We start from the raw sequence: 16,779 nt of genomic DNA, 5'->3' as shown, positions 1-16,779 counted from the left end.
TGATTTTCGGCTTATTCCGCCACTGCCGAATCTCTGAAAACATTTAAAATTTCACCTAAACGGGCATTTTGTACCGCATCAATTTCACGTCCGGCGCTGTGCCCGGCGTTGCTTTGGGTAAATTCCATAAAGGCAATAAACCAGTCGGCGAGATAATTTTTCGTGTAATCACCGGTATAGTCGCTTAATTTCGGCAAATTATTAATTTTTTCTACCGCTTTGATTTCAAAAATTTGCCCATCACGAATGCGACTTGCCGGACGTTCTGCCGCAGGAACTTGGTCAAAACCTAGCCAAGCAAGGAAATCGGCGATTTCCGTGGTTACCGAGAACACTTGACGCTCCACGATTTGATCCCGTTTACTCGCGCCCACTTCATTGCGATTAATCACTTTGGTTAAGCGATTTAATAAATTCAAGCGGTTAGCGCCGGTAATCAATTCGCCCACGATACCTTCCACACATTGCACCGAGAACGGATAGAAGCGGATGTTGCGCGGATCCATGGAAATACCGCGAAGATGCTCAATCCATGCTTTAAAGACCGCCTGCGCAAAACGGGATTCAGGCAGTTTTTCATCCGCAGAAACGTTCGGATTTTCCACCGCACTTTTTGGCTCATCAAACAAATCAAAGCCGTCATCAAAGCCGAAACCTGATGCAAACGCGTTGGTTTCATTTTGTCCGACACTCTCTTTCGCCGCAGGAGACAACAAATCATCTTCGTTATCGGCAAAATAAAGGGAATGAATGGTTTCTTCCGGCAATTGCAGGCTGCGTAAAAATTCACCGACGATGAGGGCGCTTTTTTGTAGCTCGCCGATCACCAATTTGGCTAATTGTTGTTTACGCTGCACTTCTTCCGCGCCATCACTTTGATACCAGCTTGCAAAGCGATTTTCTACAATGTGACGAATGGCGTGATTCAGTTGCTCCGCAATCCGTTTTTGTTTCACTTGCGGTAACGCCACGGTTTTTAAATAATCGCTGATGCGTTGCATGCCGCCGTCATTGAGCAACATCATGCCGTCCCAGGCTTCTTCCGGGTGGGCGATGTGTTTTTGAATATCCGGATCATCGGCAAAGGTACGACGTAATAAATTCAGCTGCGCCGTTTCATTCGGGCGGACGCTTAATTCCTGTCCGTCGTCCACATCAAGGAAAGGTACTTTGAAACCCGGTTTGCGCACTAAAAAGGTATTATTAAACGGCTTACCGTTGGACCAATCGTTCAGCCAAGGATAATTACCGAATCGCTCCAAAATGGTTTGTTTCAATAATCCGCCGGATCCCCAGCTGATTTTCAGCATATTTTCGTCTTTCGTCAGATCCGCGCTAATCCGTTTATCGAACATGGTGATCGCCCACAACAATCCCGGCTTACGTTGCGCACGGGCTTCCGGCGTTTCGCCTTGGGTTTTGTGGATCCAGCGCTCCAACACCGGCCCAACGCTGTTCACATCGGATTGTTTATCCGACGGCGTACAGACGATAAGCAGGTTCATTTCCTGACTGTCGGTATAGCGTTCAAACAAATACGCCACTTTACCGCGCAGAATTAATTGAGAAACCGGATTGCCTTCCTGAATTTCTTTTAAACTGGCAATCGCCAAACGTCCGCGATAACCCGGAAAATCCAGTAAATCCACGCTTTCCACCGCCGGCACGCGGGTTGGATTCATCAGAGGGAAAACCAATTCGGCGGTAAGTGCGGTCAATTGTGCAAGCGAAATTTGTACCGGCTCACCGATATTGTCATCGGAAAAATACGGACGCACGTGAATTTGTTCGTCTTTGTCCGTATTCAGTCTTTCCAGCATATCCACGTTCATAATGCTATCTGCCTGAGAAAGCTCGCCGTTGACTTCTTTTACCACCGCACTTAAAGGTGCATAGACGCGATCCGCATTGCCCAAAGAGGCTAAAGTTTGCGCAAATTGCACATAAATTGCAGTTAAATCCGCTTCTTCGCCCCATAAAATAGAAAACAACTGAGCGCGATCATTGATGCTTAAATAAGGCGCGATTAAGGTCGCTTTCGCCCAATAACCGCCTTGTAACATCGCCAGCGATTTACCGAAACTTTCCGTGGCATAATCCTGCAAATCCACCACATCGTCTTCGGTGACGCCGGTCACGCGCTGCGCCGACATTTTGCCGGTCATGCGTCTTAACAAGGCATTGATACTTTGCTGTTCCAGTTTGTAATCGACTTTTTCTTTATCGAAATCGTTGAAATAGGAGTTCATCAACATTTTCGCAATTTCAATTTCATGGAACAGGCGAAGTTCCAGCGGATAGCCCTGAATCCCGCCTCTTGCCGTGCGGCTGAAACGGGTAACCAAACCGGTGGCTTCTTTACCGCCGCCCGGCGGGTTGACATGTTTGATGAAGTCTAATTTGCGACCGTCGAATAAGGTCTCCAGATTGCCATTGGCATCGGCGGCTAAAGCGGAAATTAAGAAAGATTTGCCTGCTTGAGATAAGCCGAAAAAACCCGTTGTCATCGGACGTTCGGACACGGCGCCAAGGCGTTTTGCGGTGTTGCGCAGACGGCGTAATTCTAAAATTAAGCCGTCCGCTTCGTTATTTAAGCGGGCGACATTCGGACGAACCTGATTGACCCAATCAATTGCCTGTTGGGAACCGTCAAAAATATTTTGCCATGCTTGGGCTAATTGATTTTCTGCACTCATCTTTTCACACATCCACTATCTAACCAATATTGCGTTTCGCCTAAACCGGCATCCACCATGGTGTTCAAGGTCAATTTAATATCTTCGTTGCGACGACAAGAACGTCCGTCGGAAGCGGAAACGGATTTAATGTAAAAATTCTCCGCACTTTCCTGACTGTTGCCCGAACCATTTTTATTTTTCACGCCGAGCACCACTTTCAACACCGTACCGTCAATGGCTAAGCGGCGTTTAATGTCATCATTTTCAATGGTTAATAAATAAATCGGTGAAGCCACCCAACGTTCTACGTTTAACTGACGGAAACCGATACGCATTGCCCCGCGCACCTCAAATTCCGTATCCGGGAAGTCGTAATCCTCATTATCCAAATCAATTTCCGAGTAATACAGATTGCTGTCTTTGATCACATTATTGTTATCCAACAAGCCGATGTAGCGGATAGTAGAATAAGAACGCATAGACGCCGCACGGAAATAGAAGTTCGGCAAACGCATATTGTTACTTAAGAAACACAGCATGGCGCCCACGGCAGCGGTGGTTTTCGGATCGTCAATGCGCCCTTGTTTATGGAACGGATACCAGTTGCCGGTGCGATAATGATGCAACGGCATAATACGTCCCACCGGCAACGGCAAACGGGTACGGAAGAAACTTTGTACCCCCGGCAAACGGGAAGGACGACCCGTTAATAACAAGACATCACATTGATATAAATTGATAATTTCGCATAACGCATTGAAAGTTTTACAAATATCAAAATGCCCGCGAATAAATAATTTATGAATCGCCGCCAAATCCACATGAATCGGTAAATCCAGAATATTAAAATTCGGATCGCCAAGTTCACGGGCAATCGGCGTATTAATGTAATTCAGCACATTTTCCGTCGGCTCATCCACTTGTGCCAGCAAGCTACGGAAGGTTGCGCCGGCTAAGGTATTCTCGGAGCCGAACGGATCGAATTCTTCATATTCTTTCAAAATACGCAAACCGATCGGACTAAACACTTGTAACGTAAGCTGTTGACGCAACAAGGCATCTTGTACTTTCAGGGTTTGTGAACCGATATATTGCGCCAGAATCGGTTCGGGATCGCGCAAACCGGCTTGTTTCAAACCGTTGCTTAATGCGGGAACCACAATATCACGAATTATATCCAGCAAAATATCATCTCCCGCCACTTTGAAACCGTCGCGGAATAACTGCTCCGGTTCAATGTAGGCGTTACTGCTGTTAGTATTGCTGTTTTCGCCGTAATCCATTTTATATTTGTTGATCACCAAATCCGTGGTACCGCCGCCAATATCTACGCTGGCGATAGTGATCGATTTATCTTTTGCCAATTTATCCGGGCGGGATAAGGCGGCAAAAAATTCTTCCGGGCGACCACCGTAGTTATTTTGCGTTTCATTAAATAAATATACGATTTGTCCGCAAGTAGCTTCATCCCACTGAATATGCACTTCCGGCAACATCGGCCAATATTTTTCTCTGCCTTCCGGGGTAGCGAAATCAAAGTTATCGTCGGATTTATCCCAACCCAAACTTTTCCACACCAGCCCGATTGCCTGATACATGGCATTTTTGAAAATTTCCCGTTCCGGCTTCGGCATTGCCGGCGGAATGGTTAAGATGATAGAACGCAGGAAACGCGGGGTGCGGGAATGTTCCAGTTTGGCGCGTTGCGCCGGGCTGTTAATTTGCATTAAAGCGTGCATTAACACTTCCGACAACATAAACGTCATTAAAGAACTGCGGGAATATTTCGGTTGGAACACCGGCATTTTGCGCTCAAACTCTTCTTCCACGTCATCGCGTAAAATATGTAACGCTTCGCCGTATTCGTTAATTAAGCCGGACAGCGGTTCCGCCGTAGCATAAGGCTCGTGATCGGTTTTGACATAAGCGGAATTGAAGCGCCACATTTGCTCGTATTTATCCAAATCCCACAAATAACGTTTCGGGCTGGATAACCCGGTGGATCCTTCATTACCGTTACGGCGACTTGCCAAACGTCCCGCCTCTTTTCCCACGCGGGCGATGGTCGGCCATTGGAAGGCATCGCGGCGACCGCTTTGCAATGACCAATGATCCTTGCCGAAAAAGGCTTGGGCAAATTCCACACGGCTTTCAAACGGCTCGCTGTAAATACGTTCCGGGTTGGTTAAATCACGCAATTCCAATTCATAACGTTTTTTCAACCCGTCTTTTTCCTGCACATGGTCTTCAATGAGAATACCGCAAGTACGGGAGTTGCCCACATCCAGCACCATATCTACCGGAATGGCTTTCATGATGTCATCGGTTTTGTTGGAAACCACTTTGATTCTCGGCATGGCGATTTCAGAACCTAAAATCGCCAAAATATTGAGATAATGCCCTTGGTGAACTTTGCGTTCGATTTCCTGTACCAAATCTTCCGGATGAATTTTTAACCGATTGGCTTCCGGTGCTAATTCTTTAAACAATTCCAACAACCAATTATTTACCCAGTTGAAATCCAGGAACCAGGACATTTGATCGGATTGATGCGCCAAACCGAACAACACGCCGGAGCGCACGTCTTCACCGGTCGGTGCCAAATAAGCGGTATCTTGGCTGTTCGGGAAAATTTTGGTATCAAACGCAAAAGTGACGCGGTGGGTATAACCGTCCGGATCCGCGCCCTCTTCCAACGCTACGATACGCACGCGCGCCCAGTTGTACGGCCCTTCATCAAAACGATCGGGCGGCACGGTGCGCAACACCGGCACCGGCAACCAAACGCCGTCAAATAATTTAAAGGATTGTTCTACGCTGATTTCTTGTTCGGTGCGCACCAAAATCCCGGGGCGACTCGGGTCGCAGTAACCTTCGCCGTTCTTATCGGCGATTAAACGGCGCAACGGACCGTTCACGGCGGATGACACGAAATTACCATTGCCTTTTTCGCGCCAGGCTTTATCTTTCCAGTTGATGTTCAGCGCAAAATCGATAAATTGCACGCCGCTGTTCATCACTAAAGAAAGCTCTTTACCAAAATGATGTAATTCAGGAAACATAGTCTATCTCTCTATCATGCTTATTTCTTAATGGTAATCGGGAACTGATTGTCGCCGTAAGAACCGTTACAATCCGCCGACGCGCTATTCGGTTTACAGCTGATTTCCGGCAATTGATAAGTGGTGCCGTCGCTGCAACTTGCCACGTTCTTATTGGAAATGGTCAATCCACCGCCGCTCACGTTGGCATTCACATCACCTACACATTTCACGCCGTCACCGCGTTGTAGCGTCACCTGACCTTTACCTTTATCGTCAAAGTTATAGCTCAACCGCATCGGTTTACCGGTAGTCTTATCCTGAATACCGCCGCCCGCATTCCACGCGCCGTTCAGGAAGTCCACTTTGCCTTCTTTCAGACTGTTTTCCGGAATTTGCAGTTTTTGTTGAGCCGTATTGTCCGGCTTATTGCCATTGACATCGGTCTTACTATCAGCTTTGTTATCCGTTTTATTGTCAGTTTTGACATCGGTTTTATTATCTGTTTGCGGATTATTTTTATCCTTCCCGTTCAGGTTCGGATCCGCCGGCGGCAATTTCGGATCATTCGGATTCACCTGATTTTTATCCAACTCGTTCTGTGCCAAGCCTTTGTTCAGCTCGTCTTTATTTAGTTCATTGGCTAAATCGGTTTTATTCTCTGCGGTGACATCAGTCTTCACATCGGTATTGCCGGTGACAGCAGTGTTATCCGTCGCATTCACCTCAGCCGCTTTATTTAGCTCACTTACCAAGTTGGTATCGGAAACCACCGTGCCGTTGGCATCTACCCATCGACCGTTCACATAACGATAACTCGAGCCGTTGATGTTCACCACGCTGTCTTTTTTATCATCAACCACAAGCGCTTGTTTCTCGTCCTTTTTCTCTTTATCGTCTAAAAGTGCGGTGGTTTTTTCAGGTGTTTTTTGCACTTCCTGCTTGGTCAGCGGATCCAATTCGATTTTCTTGCTAGCAGAATCAAAACAACCGAGCAAATAGCAAAGCAGCAAGGCAAGCAACAATAACAAAGGTAGCAACCACCACAGCCAAGACATGTTTTTCTTGGTCGGTTCGGCAGCGGCTTCAGGAATCGGTGCGGCTGCCACTAAGGGCGCGGCAGGTTTTAAGCTGAGGAACGGATCACCGTGCAAATTGGTGTTTTTCTCAATGAAGCCCCAGAAGGTAATCACCGGGCGATTATTCACCAAGTAAACATGTTCCGGGTTTGGAAAGCGAAGGGCTTTTAGGTTTTCGGCGGATTGCGGGTTGTTCGGCTCCGCCCAAAGCAGACGGGAAAACAGCAGTTGATCGCCTTTTAGGTTGGCTTGTTTGCTCATTTCCAAGCCGAGATCCGCCATGTTTTTTTCAAATACTTTCAGCTCGGCAAGGGCTTGTTGACGTTCCTCATCGGTGGCGGAAGACCAAGGAATAATCATGTATTTGCCGTCGGCGCGCTCCGATTCAAAAGGCACATACCAGTCAATTTTGCTGCCTTGGTCATTGCGTTGCGGAATCGCCAGATAATCGGAAAACATTCTGCCGCGTTTCAGGCGAATGGTGTCGCGTAATTGGGAAGCAACGGAATACACCGCCTGGCCGTCTTGTCCAAGAGCGGTATAATCTTTTATATCGCCGGTTCTTAAAAGAGTGCTTAACATACACAGTCCTCAAGTTGAAAATCTTATCGCTTATCAAGGTGTTAATCGGGCGGGATTTTACCGCAAAAACCGCTAAAAACCTAATATTCCAAGTAAAAATATAGGTTATTCACACATCAGCTTCAGTTTGAAATCAAAGGTCGTTTCATTGAATCGATACACTTCTTTCAAACTTGGACCGCAGGAATTGGAGCCGATTCCGCTCATTTTGTAATCCACGCACAGCACCGTGCTGTCGCTTTCCTCCAGCTCATATTGATGTTGTTTCGTCGCCAATTCCTCTTGGCTGTAAGGCGACAAATTGAAGCTAAACGGCGCGTTTGCCGTGACAAAAAATTCTTGATTTTCCGACCGCACTTTAACGTATGAACAACCGTAATGACTGCCGTTTTCCTGCGGTTTTAAATAAGGCGCATGATTTTGTTGTGGCGTGGTTTGGTAAACGCCCAACTGCGTGGCGTGGTGTTTATCCACATAGCTTTCCGTCGGGCCGTAGCCGAAATAATCGGCGAAATCAAAGGATTTCCGTAGGAAAAATCGCAAACCGAAACGCGGCAGGAATGGCAAATGCGGTGCTTTTTCGCCGTGAATTTTTATCGTCAAATCGCCTTGCACATCAATGTGATAAATCACCGTTAAAGTTAAAATGCGCGCTTTCGACACGGCGACCAGCGCCGATTTAACCAAAATTTCCACCGCACTTTCATGCTGCGCCACACGGCATTCATACGCCCGCGTTTCCGCCCGATCATAACCCGCCGCCTGCCAATGGGCTTTGATGAGCGCGTCATTATCCAAAGGCGCGCGCCAAATGTTGAAATCCGCCGGCGCATTCAGCCAAGGCTCGCCCGCCTTGCTGATTTGCTGAAGAATGCCTTTTTGCTTATCGAAAACATATGCCTTATCCGCCACGGCAACCTGAATTTGCCGAGGATCTTCGCTGACAGAAATCGCTTGCGCAGCTTTTTCCGCGTCATGCGGCAACGGCAGGGTTTGTTCCGCCAAAATAATTTGGTCAAAACCCAAACAATGATTTTCCGGCACTAAACCTTGCGCGACTTTTTGGTCATAACGCAAGGTTAGCATTTGCAACGTGCCGTTGGATTCGGGCAGTTCCAGCGGCAAAAGTGCGGTCTGTTTTGGCGCTATTTTTAACTCGTTAAATTCGCCTTCCTCCACGATTTTGCCGTTTTCCGTAAGTTGATAGTGAATCCGCAACATCTCAGCAACGTCGGTGAAATCCAGATAATTCGTAAGCCAAACCTTGCCATCGCACAAGTGAGCACGCAACGGGCGTTGCACATTTTTCAGTTCCAACAAATTGCTTTGAATTTGACGATCCGCCGTTACCAATCCGTCGGCGCAAAAATTGCCGTCGTTCGGCACATCGCCGAAATCGCCGCCGTAGCCCATGCGTTCGGTTCCCGCCAAATACGGCGAATGATTGCACCATTCCCACACGAAGCCGCCACAGGCGCCGGGATATTTTTGCATGGCTTGGAAATAATCCTCCGCGTCACCGCAGGAGTTGCCCATGGCGTGTAAATATTCGCAGAACACATAAGGCTTACGGTTTTTCGGATCGGCAAAGTAGGCGTCCATGTCTTCAGTACTTGTGTACATTTCGCTGTGTAAATCCAAATTAGACGTGTCATTTTGATGTGCGGAATGTTGGAAAATGGCGTTTTCGTAATGCACCAAACGGCTAGCATCACGCCCTTTCACCCAAGCGGCGACGGCTTCAAAATTCTCGCCGTAACCGCTTTCGTTGCCGAGCGACCAAATCACCACAGAGGGGCGGTTTTTGTCCCGTTCCACGTTGGCAAACGTGCGGTCTAAAATCGCTTTTTTAAATTCCGGTGCACGGGCGGTGTAGCAATAATTGTCAATGGTTTGTTGGCGAATGGCTTCATGATCGATGTCCGTTTTCACGCCGAGCAAAATGCTGGTTTCCGGAGTCGGCACGTACACCGCGTTGGTGCCGTGGGATTCGATATCGCTTTCTGCAATCACATAGAAACCGTATTCATCACACAGTTCGGTAAACCACGGAGCGTTCGGGTAATGGGCGGTGCGAATGGCGTTGAAATTATGCTGTTTCATCAGGCGCAAATCTTGCAACGCCTGCTCGCGGCTAATCGCATAGCCGGTGCGCGGTTCGCTGTCATGGCGGTTTACGCCCTTGAATTTAATCGCCTGCCCGTTGAATAATAACACGCCGTCGCGCACTTCAATTTTCCGCAAGCCGATACGCTGACAAATCACTTCCAAACCGTAACTCAACACCAAGGTATAAAGCGTCGGCTGCTCTGCGTTCCAAAGTTTCGGTTGTTTAATAAAACACTCGAAATTTTGACCGCACTTTTCCGCCAGCAGTTGCTGTTGCGGGTCAAATAACTGCCAATGAATCTCGCGTGCCGCTCCGTCGGAAAAGTCACATTGCACGGTAATTTTCGCTTCGCTGAAATCTGCGTTCAGTTCGGTTTGAATAAAGAAATCCTGCAAATAATGGGCTTCCCGTTCCAGCAAATACACGTCGCGAAAAATCCCCGACATGCGGAATTTATCCTGATCTTCCAAATAGCTGCCATCGCACCATTTCAGCACGATGACGGTAATTTTATTCTCACCAGACTGTAAATAATTCGTTACATCAAATTCGGAGGTACAATGGCTGATTTGGCTATAGCCCGCAAATTGCCCGTTCACATACAAAAACAAACAGCTGTCCACGCCTTCAAAATTGAGTAAATAGCGCTTGTTCGGTTTCGGTTCCATATTCAATGAGCGCTGATACCAACCGCACGGGTTCTGTTGCGGCACATAAGGCGGGTCGAATGGGAAGGGATAATTCACGTTGGTATATTGATGTTGATCGTAGCCGTGGTTCTGCCAGTTGGACGGCACGGGAAGTTGCCCGTTCGGCGTAAGCTGCTGAAAATCATCCGGTAAATCCCAATAACTCGCAAAATATTGAAACTGCCACTCGCCGTTTAGGCTGGTGAAATACGCAGAAAATTCTCTTGGATTTTCCACCGCACTTTTGCGATTTGGATGAGGAATAAAATAAGCATGGTGCGGCGTCGTATTGATGTGTAACACATCAAGATCTTGAAAATAATTCGGCAATGTCATGGGAATTCCTTACTGCTTGGTGAAAGTGCCTACTATACTCAATCCGCACCATGAATTTCATCTAAAATTAAAATTTTGTGAGTAATATCACGATCTTTGTTTTACAGAATGTAAAATTTGAAATACAATCGCTGTCAATTTTTCAATACACATTTAAGGAACATCTATGATGAACAAAACCGTTGGCAGCACCCTGCTGGTGTCGGGCACGATGATTGGGGCAGGTATGTTGGCAATGCCGCTCACCTCCGCCGGTATCGGGTTCAGTTTCACCCTGCTTTTATTATTAGGCCTATGGGGACTTTTAACCTTCACCGCCTTATTATTCGTCGAGCTTTATCAAACCGCACCGAGCGACGCCGGCATCGGCACCCTTGCCGAGCAATATTTCAGTCGCCCGGGACGCATCATTGCCACTGCCGTGTTAATCATCTTTTTATACGCCCTCATCGCGGCTTACATCAGCGGGGGCGGTTCCTTATTGGCGGACACCCTGCCGACCATCGGCGACAAAGATATCACGGGCAAAATCGCCGTGCTCATCTTCACTGTTTTCTTCGGCGCCTTTATCGTGATCGGCACGCACAGTGTGGACAAAATCAACCGCTTGCTGTTTTTCACCATGATCGCCACTTTTGTGGTGGTATTGGCGCTCATGTTGCCGGCAATCAAATTGGACAACCTCATGGCAATGCCGATTGATAATGCACTTATCATCTCCGCCAGCCCGGTCTTTTTCACCGCCTTCGGCTTCCACGGCTCCATTCCGAGCCTAAACAAATACCTCGACGGCAACGTGAAAGCCCTGCGTATTTCCATTTTAGTCGGCTCCGGTATCACCTTATTCGCCTACATTTTATGGCAGCTTTCCACCCACGGCTTGCTCACACAAAACGAATTTCTGCAAATTCTGCAACAGGATCCGACCCTAAACGGCTTAGTCACCGCAACGCTCACCATCACGCAAAGCAGCATTATGGCGAATGCAGTGAAAATCTTCTCCGCCTTGGCGTTAATCACCTCATTTTTAGGCGTGGGTATCGGCTTGTTGGAATGTATCGAAGACTTGCTCAAACGCTCCTTTAACATCAACGCAGGGCGTTTCTCTCTAGGCTTGCTCACTTTCATCCCGCCTATCGTCTTCGCCCTGTTCTATCCACAAGGCTTCATTCTAGCCCTCGGCTACGCCGGACAAATGTTCGCTTTCTACGCCGTGGTGCTGCCGGTGGCGCTCGTATGGAAAGCCCGCCGAATCCACCCGAACCTACCGTATAAAGTTTGGGGCGGCAATCTGACGCTGGCGGTGGTTTTAGTGCTGGGCGTGATTATCACCTCTATCCCATTCGCCATTCGGGCTGGGTATCTGCCGTTTGTGGTGGGATAAAACGTTTGGGAAAATGACCGCACTTTGATCGCCAAGCTCAAAGTGCGGTCTGTTTTTGAAATGAATGTTGAAGTAATCAACGAAACTAAATCGCCAGTTCTTCCACTTTTTCTACCACGCGATATTCCAGATCATCGTAATCGTTATGCAAGTGTTCAAAATTCTTTCTGGCATACGCGATTTTCATTTGTTCCGAAGGATCTAGTTTATTTTCATCGACGCCGCGCTGAATGCCCTTGCCGGTGTTTTTGGTTTCCGCCACAAAGTAAACCTTATTCTGTCCTTTAAATACTACCGCCCAGTCGGGATTGTAGTTGCCCAACGGCGTGGGTATTTTAAAATTTTTCGGCAGTTTAAAATAAAACTCGACGTTTTCACTGCTTTCACAATGATGCGCAAAGGTATTTTCGGTGTTGGAATCCAGTGCGATATAGCCTTCATAAATGGTTTTGGCTTGATTGGTGACGGCAAAACTGTATTGATTCAGATAAAACTCAAAATCCTTAAATAAGGTCATTTCATACGTTCTGCCTGCAATGCGGTGATATTCCACGCCGTCCGCCATAATGTGGCTTAACGCCTCATTGATTTTTTCCGCAACCAGATCAATAAACCGTTGTGGATTGTGGTAAATCTCACTTAAACGCCCCGATTGCTGCAAAATGCGACAAAGGGTTTGGCGCGTTAGCCCGGTTTTCTTCTGTAATTCGCCCAACACATCGGGAATATCCCAGTGCGTTTGCGCTTTTGCCTGACCTGAAGAACGATATTCCGGCGTTACGCCTTTTTCATTAATCGCAAAGGCAACCTTTTCATGTCGAATTTTCACTTCATCAATGCGCGGCATTTTAACCACATTTTTGACCGCACTTTGAACCAGTTCATCCTGTGAAAAACTGACCCGATAAGTCGTTTGATGTTTAATACGCTCCCAAATGGCGGAAAATTCCGGGTGTTGGCTAAAATCTTTGCGATAACGTACATATTTTCGGTCTTGTTTATTTTTGATTTGCCCTTTATCAAAGGACACACCGCAATCTTCTTCGATTTCCCGCTGTAATTTGGTTGCAAATTCCTCATAGCTTTCATTGGCAATCACCGTCAGGATATTTTTATCCCGCTCATGGCTTCTTACGCCCGATTGGTTCACCGGCAGGCGCAACCCGCGTCCGATTTCTTGCCGTTTTTTCATGTTCGAATGAGTGTCATTTAATGTACAAATTTGGAACACATTCGGATTATCCCAGCCTTCACGCAAAGCAGAATGAGAGAAAATAAAACGCAACGGTTTATCCAACGACAACAAGGTTTCTTTATCCCGCATAATCAAATGATAGGTGTCATTGTCCGCCTGCGTTGTGCCGTTGGTATCTTTCAATACGCCTTTTTTATCTTTAGAGAAATAGCCTTCATGCACACCCGCAGGATCTTCATCGGTTAATTGGCGATAAATTTCTTCAAACCATTGATAAAATTTACCGTCGTTGCGGTAGTTATCCACTTTATCAATAAAAAATAGCGACAACACTTTAATGCCTAAGGGGTTTAAACGTTTTTCTTTACGCAAGTGTTCCTCGATGGTGCGACGAATTTGCATTTTTTGAATGTCATCTTTCAATAGCGAATTATCAACGCCTTTCGTGACCTTTAACCCGCCGGAAAACTGAATCCATTGTTCATCCACGTTCATTGCTTCCAAAATATAACCGGTGCGATAAACCTCATTTTGTTTGGAAAGATCAAATAAGTCTTGATTTGGCTTAACGGTGACGACTTTCTTTTTCATCGACTTATCATTCACCAAGATTTCCACTTTTGCCGACCAGCTTTTCGCACCGGCGTTAATTTCTTTTAACGCCACATAAGCGCCGTTCACGTCGTTATCCGCCAATATGCTGTCCACTTCGATTTGTTTTACCAAACCTAATTCATACGCCTGTACGGGGTTGAGACGAAAAATTGGGTTATACGCGTTTTTGTGGGTCGCCGAATAGCGCAGCGTAAACAAGGGATTGAGGCCGGCAATGGCATCACGGCGAATGTCCGTTTCCATATTTTGCGGTTCATCAATAATCACAATGGGATTGACGTTTTGAATATAACGAATGGGCGCATCCCCGCTTTCATTCGGCGTATTAATCACATTGCTTTCCTTAGCAAAGGCATCAATGTTCATCACCAAAATTTCAATATGATTGCCGGTGGCGAAAGCTTTTAAGCGGGAAAGTTGATTGCTTTTATACTCATATTTCGGGTTCACGCTCGGGTTATCAAACAAGGTGGCGAAGTGATTACGCGTCGTTTCCAACGTATGCAATACCCCTTCACGAATGGGGACGCTCGGCACCACAATCACAAACTTCTGCCAGCCATATTGACGATGCAATTCGAAAATCGTGCGCAAATAGACATAGGTTTTCCCCGTGCCGGTTTCCATTTCTACGGTGAAATGCCTACCCTGCTCATGAACCAAAGTGCGGTAAGTATTCAGGTTATTTTGTTGCGCATCCAAGTTTTCTTGCAGCTGCTCCTCGCTAATTTGCAACGACAAATTCGCCACGAAACGCATATCATTTTGCGCCGTTAAACCGAATTCCGTTTGCTGATTAGGTTGCCCGATGAACAAATCCACCGCAGCTTGAATGGCGCGCGTTTGGTAATCCAAGGTTTCAAATTGAAGTTCCATTTCGCCTCCTTAAAGCACAAAGAAGGCAATGCCCGCGTCATTCATTTGCAACTCGGCATTTTTCTTTAAGGCATCATTGCCGTGAAACAGCAAATCCAGCGTCACCACTTTTTTCGGCTGGGCGGCAATCACCTGATCCAACAAATCCGCATTCAGGGTTTCAAGCAACAAGGCAAACTGCTGCCCGTTTTCATCACTCACCCAAAACACCTGATTTTCCGACCGCACTTTTGCCGTTAATTTCAAGCCCAAGCGCAATAGTATTTCATAAAGCATAGCGTCAGGCGTTGCCTCTTTCCGCAGGGGATCTACAAATAATTCGATTTGTTGCGCTAAATTTTCTGCCGACGGCGATTGCCATTGTTTAAAGTGGCTGTCGGTCAGTTTGAACACTTTAAAACCGGTATCCAGTTGTTTATCAGGATGATTTTCGGCAATCTGTTTGCCGGCACGGCGGATGCGTTCTTTGGAGATTTCGGCGATGTTTGTAGGCTTACCTAATTCTTTACATAATTCATAAGCTGATTTTTGATCTTTATCATTTGGATCTAAACACTCCATTAATTGAACACAAATATACTTACGCTTGCCCTGATCCTGAGAATTAAGAGCCATCACAGAATGAGCAGTTGTTCCGCTACCACAAAAGAAATCTAAAATTAAACAATCTTTATCGTCTTGCATTTCTAACAAACGTTTTAATAATGCAACAGGTTTCTTGCCATTTGGGAATGGTATATTTCCTTCTTTTGTCAAATTTTTAGTTTCTGAAACAAAATCCCAGTAAGTTCCTTGCATTTCTTTTTTATATAAAACACCGTTAATTTCTTCCGAAACATCTCTTAACCAAGCAAATAATCTGAAGCTATCTCCCTTATAAAATTGTTCATAAACAATTCCTTTATTTTTTCCGCTTCTAGGAACATATTTAATAGAAAATAGCTCACTCTTAATTCCTAGTTCTGATATAGCTCTCATAACTCTAGGTCTTATAGAACTCTGTGGCATTGCTGTCTGAAAAATTTTAGAAGCATATTTTTTATAAACTTCTGTTTCTGGTAAATTTTCTAATTTAGATAACTCTGAAACTGATTTTATTTCGTAATTTTCTCTTGAATAAATTTTAATTTCATTACCATCTCCATCAACAGTAGAACAAACATAATTAGCTTTTCCATCATCTACTAATACACTAGTATATTTCCAACTTTTACCGATTTTTTTATACTCCTCAACTAAATCACTAATTTCTATGTATTCATAAACATTTTTAAATCCCTTAAAATTTTCATATGACTTTACATAAACTAGGAGAATTTCTACATTTTTCTTTAATCTTTTATCCTCTCCACCACCTGAAGCTCCTGCAATATTTTTCATATTGATAGCAATGGAATTAACAAAATTCTCCTCCCCAAACACCTCATCGCATAACAACTTCAACTGCGCCTGTTCATTGTCATCAATGGAAATAAAAATCACGCCGTCCTCTTTCAGCAAATTTTTTGCCAAGTGCAAACGGGGCAACATCATATTCAGCCATTTGCTGTGGAAATGTCCGTTTTCTTTATTGTTTTTCTTAAACGCCAGTTTGAGTTTGCCTTCCTCATCCAATTCACCGCTTTGTTCCTGATAATCCTTAAGATCCTGTCTGAAATTATCGTTATAAACAAAATCATTGCCCGTGTTATACGGTGGATCGATATAAATCATTTTGATGCTGTTGAAATAGGATTTTTGCAAGACTTTCAACACATCCAAATTTTCGCCCTCAATAAAAATATTTTGGCTGGCATCAAAATTGACGCTTTCCAAAGGTTGCGGCGTAAGGGTTTTGTGGGTTTGTTCCTGCAAGACGCGATAAGCTTCCGATTTACCTGCCCAGTTCAGCATATAACGTTCGGGCTCGGAGGTGATGTGATGGGAAAAAAGTTGTTGGAATTTTTGGAAATCAATTTGCTCTTCGCAAAAAATTTCAGGAAGAAACGATTTTAGTTGCGTTAATTTGATGGATAGGTTATCCAAGTGCTGTGCTGTGCTGTGCTGTGCTGTGCTGTGCTGTGCTGTGCTGTGCTGTGCTTCAGGCATTGTAGTGTTCCTTAAGTGGTTGTCAAACGATAGGTTGAGTATTTTTGAAATTAATAAATCCGCTGTCAAGGAAATTGATGATATTTTCTCCCCTGCCGAAGCCTAA

The 16,779-nt window shown here is 45.6% G+C and carries 7 protein-coding genes; 1 reads left to right on the top strand and 6 read right to left on the bottom strand.

Annotated features, from left to right (window positions below; all coding sequences use genetic code 11):
- Window positions 1-11 precede the first annotated feature (11 nt).
- The 4 genes from DK430_RS03270 to DK430_RS03255 all read right to left on the bottom strand — a co-directional run bounded on the left by DK430_RS03270 (window position 12) and on the right by DK430_RS03255 (window position 10,515).
- Window positions 12-2,696: a putative virulence factor gene (locus tag DK430_RS03270; protein WP_239496780.1), complete on the bottom strand. Its 2,685-nt coding sequence runs from the start codon at window positions 2,694-2,696 to the stop codon at window positions 12-14.
- Window positions 2,693-5,740, bottom strand: coding sequence for a virulence factor SrfB (locus tag DK430_RS03265; protein WP_109077685.1), 3,048 nt, complete (start codon window positions 5,738-5,740; stop codon window positions 2,693-2,695). Before DK430_RS03265 ends, DK430_RS03270 begins: the two co-directional genes overlap by 4 nt.
- A gap of 20 nt (window positions 5,741-5,760) precedes the next feature.
- Complete coding sequence (locus DK430_RS03260) at window positions 5,761-7,380, bottom strand: SrfA family protein (RefSeq protein WP_109077684.1); 1,620 nt, start codon at window positions 7,378-7,380, stop codon at window positions 5,761-5,763.
- A 105-nt stretch (window positions 7,381-7,485) separates the two neighbouring features.
- Window positions 7,486-10,515, bottom strand: a complete 3,030-nt coding sequence (locus DK430_RS03255) for a glycoside hydrolase family 2 TIM barrel-domain containing protein (RefSeq protein ID WP_109077733.1) — start codon at window positions 10,513-10,515, stop codon at window positions 7,486-7,488.
- Window positions 10,516-10,684: 169 nt separating this feature from the next.
- Here DK430_RS03255 and DK430_RS03250 point away from each other — a divergent pair, with 169 nt between their 5' ends.
- Window positions 10,685-11,899: an aromatic amino acid transporter gene (locus DK430_RS03250; RefSeq protein ID WP_109077732.1), complete on the top strand. Its 1,215-nt coding sequence runs from the start codon at window positions 10,685-10,687 to the stop codon at window positions 11,897-11,899.
- Window positions 11,900-11,984: 85 nt separating this feature from the next.
- Here DK430_RS03250 and DK430_RS03245 read toward each other — a convergent pair whose 3' ends face one another.
- A complete protein-coding gene (locus DK430_RS03245) occupies window positions 11,985-14,585 on the bottom strand; it encodes a restriction endonuclease (RefSeq protein ID WP_109077683.1) in 2,601 nt (866 codons plus the stop codon).
- A 9-nt stretch (window positions 14,586-14,594) separates the two neighbouring features.
- Window positions 14,595-16,478, bottom strand: a complete 1,884-nt coding sequence (locus DK430_RS03240; protein ID WP_204352507.1) for a site-specific DNA-methyltransferase — start codon at window positions 16,476-16,478, stop codon at window positions 14,595-14,597.
- Window positions 16,479-16,779: the final 301 nt, after the last annotated feature.

Origin of the sequence: Aggregatibacter kilianii (assembly GCF_003129965.1) — a bacterium.
Lineage (GTDB): Bacteria > Pseudomonadota > Gammaproteobacteria > Enterobacterales > Pasteurellaceae > Aggregatibacter > Aggregatibacter kilianii_A.
The sequence above is the reverse complement of the archived record's forward strand: the minus strand, read 5'-3'. Positions and strand labels throughout refer to the sequence as shown.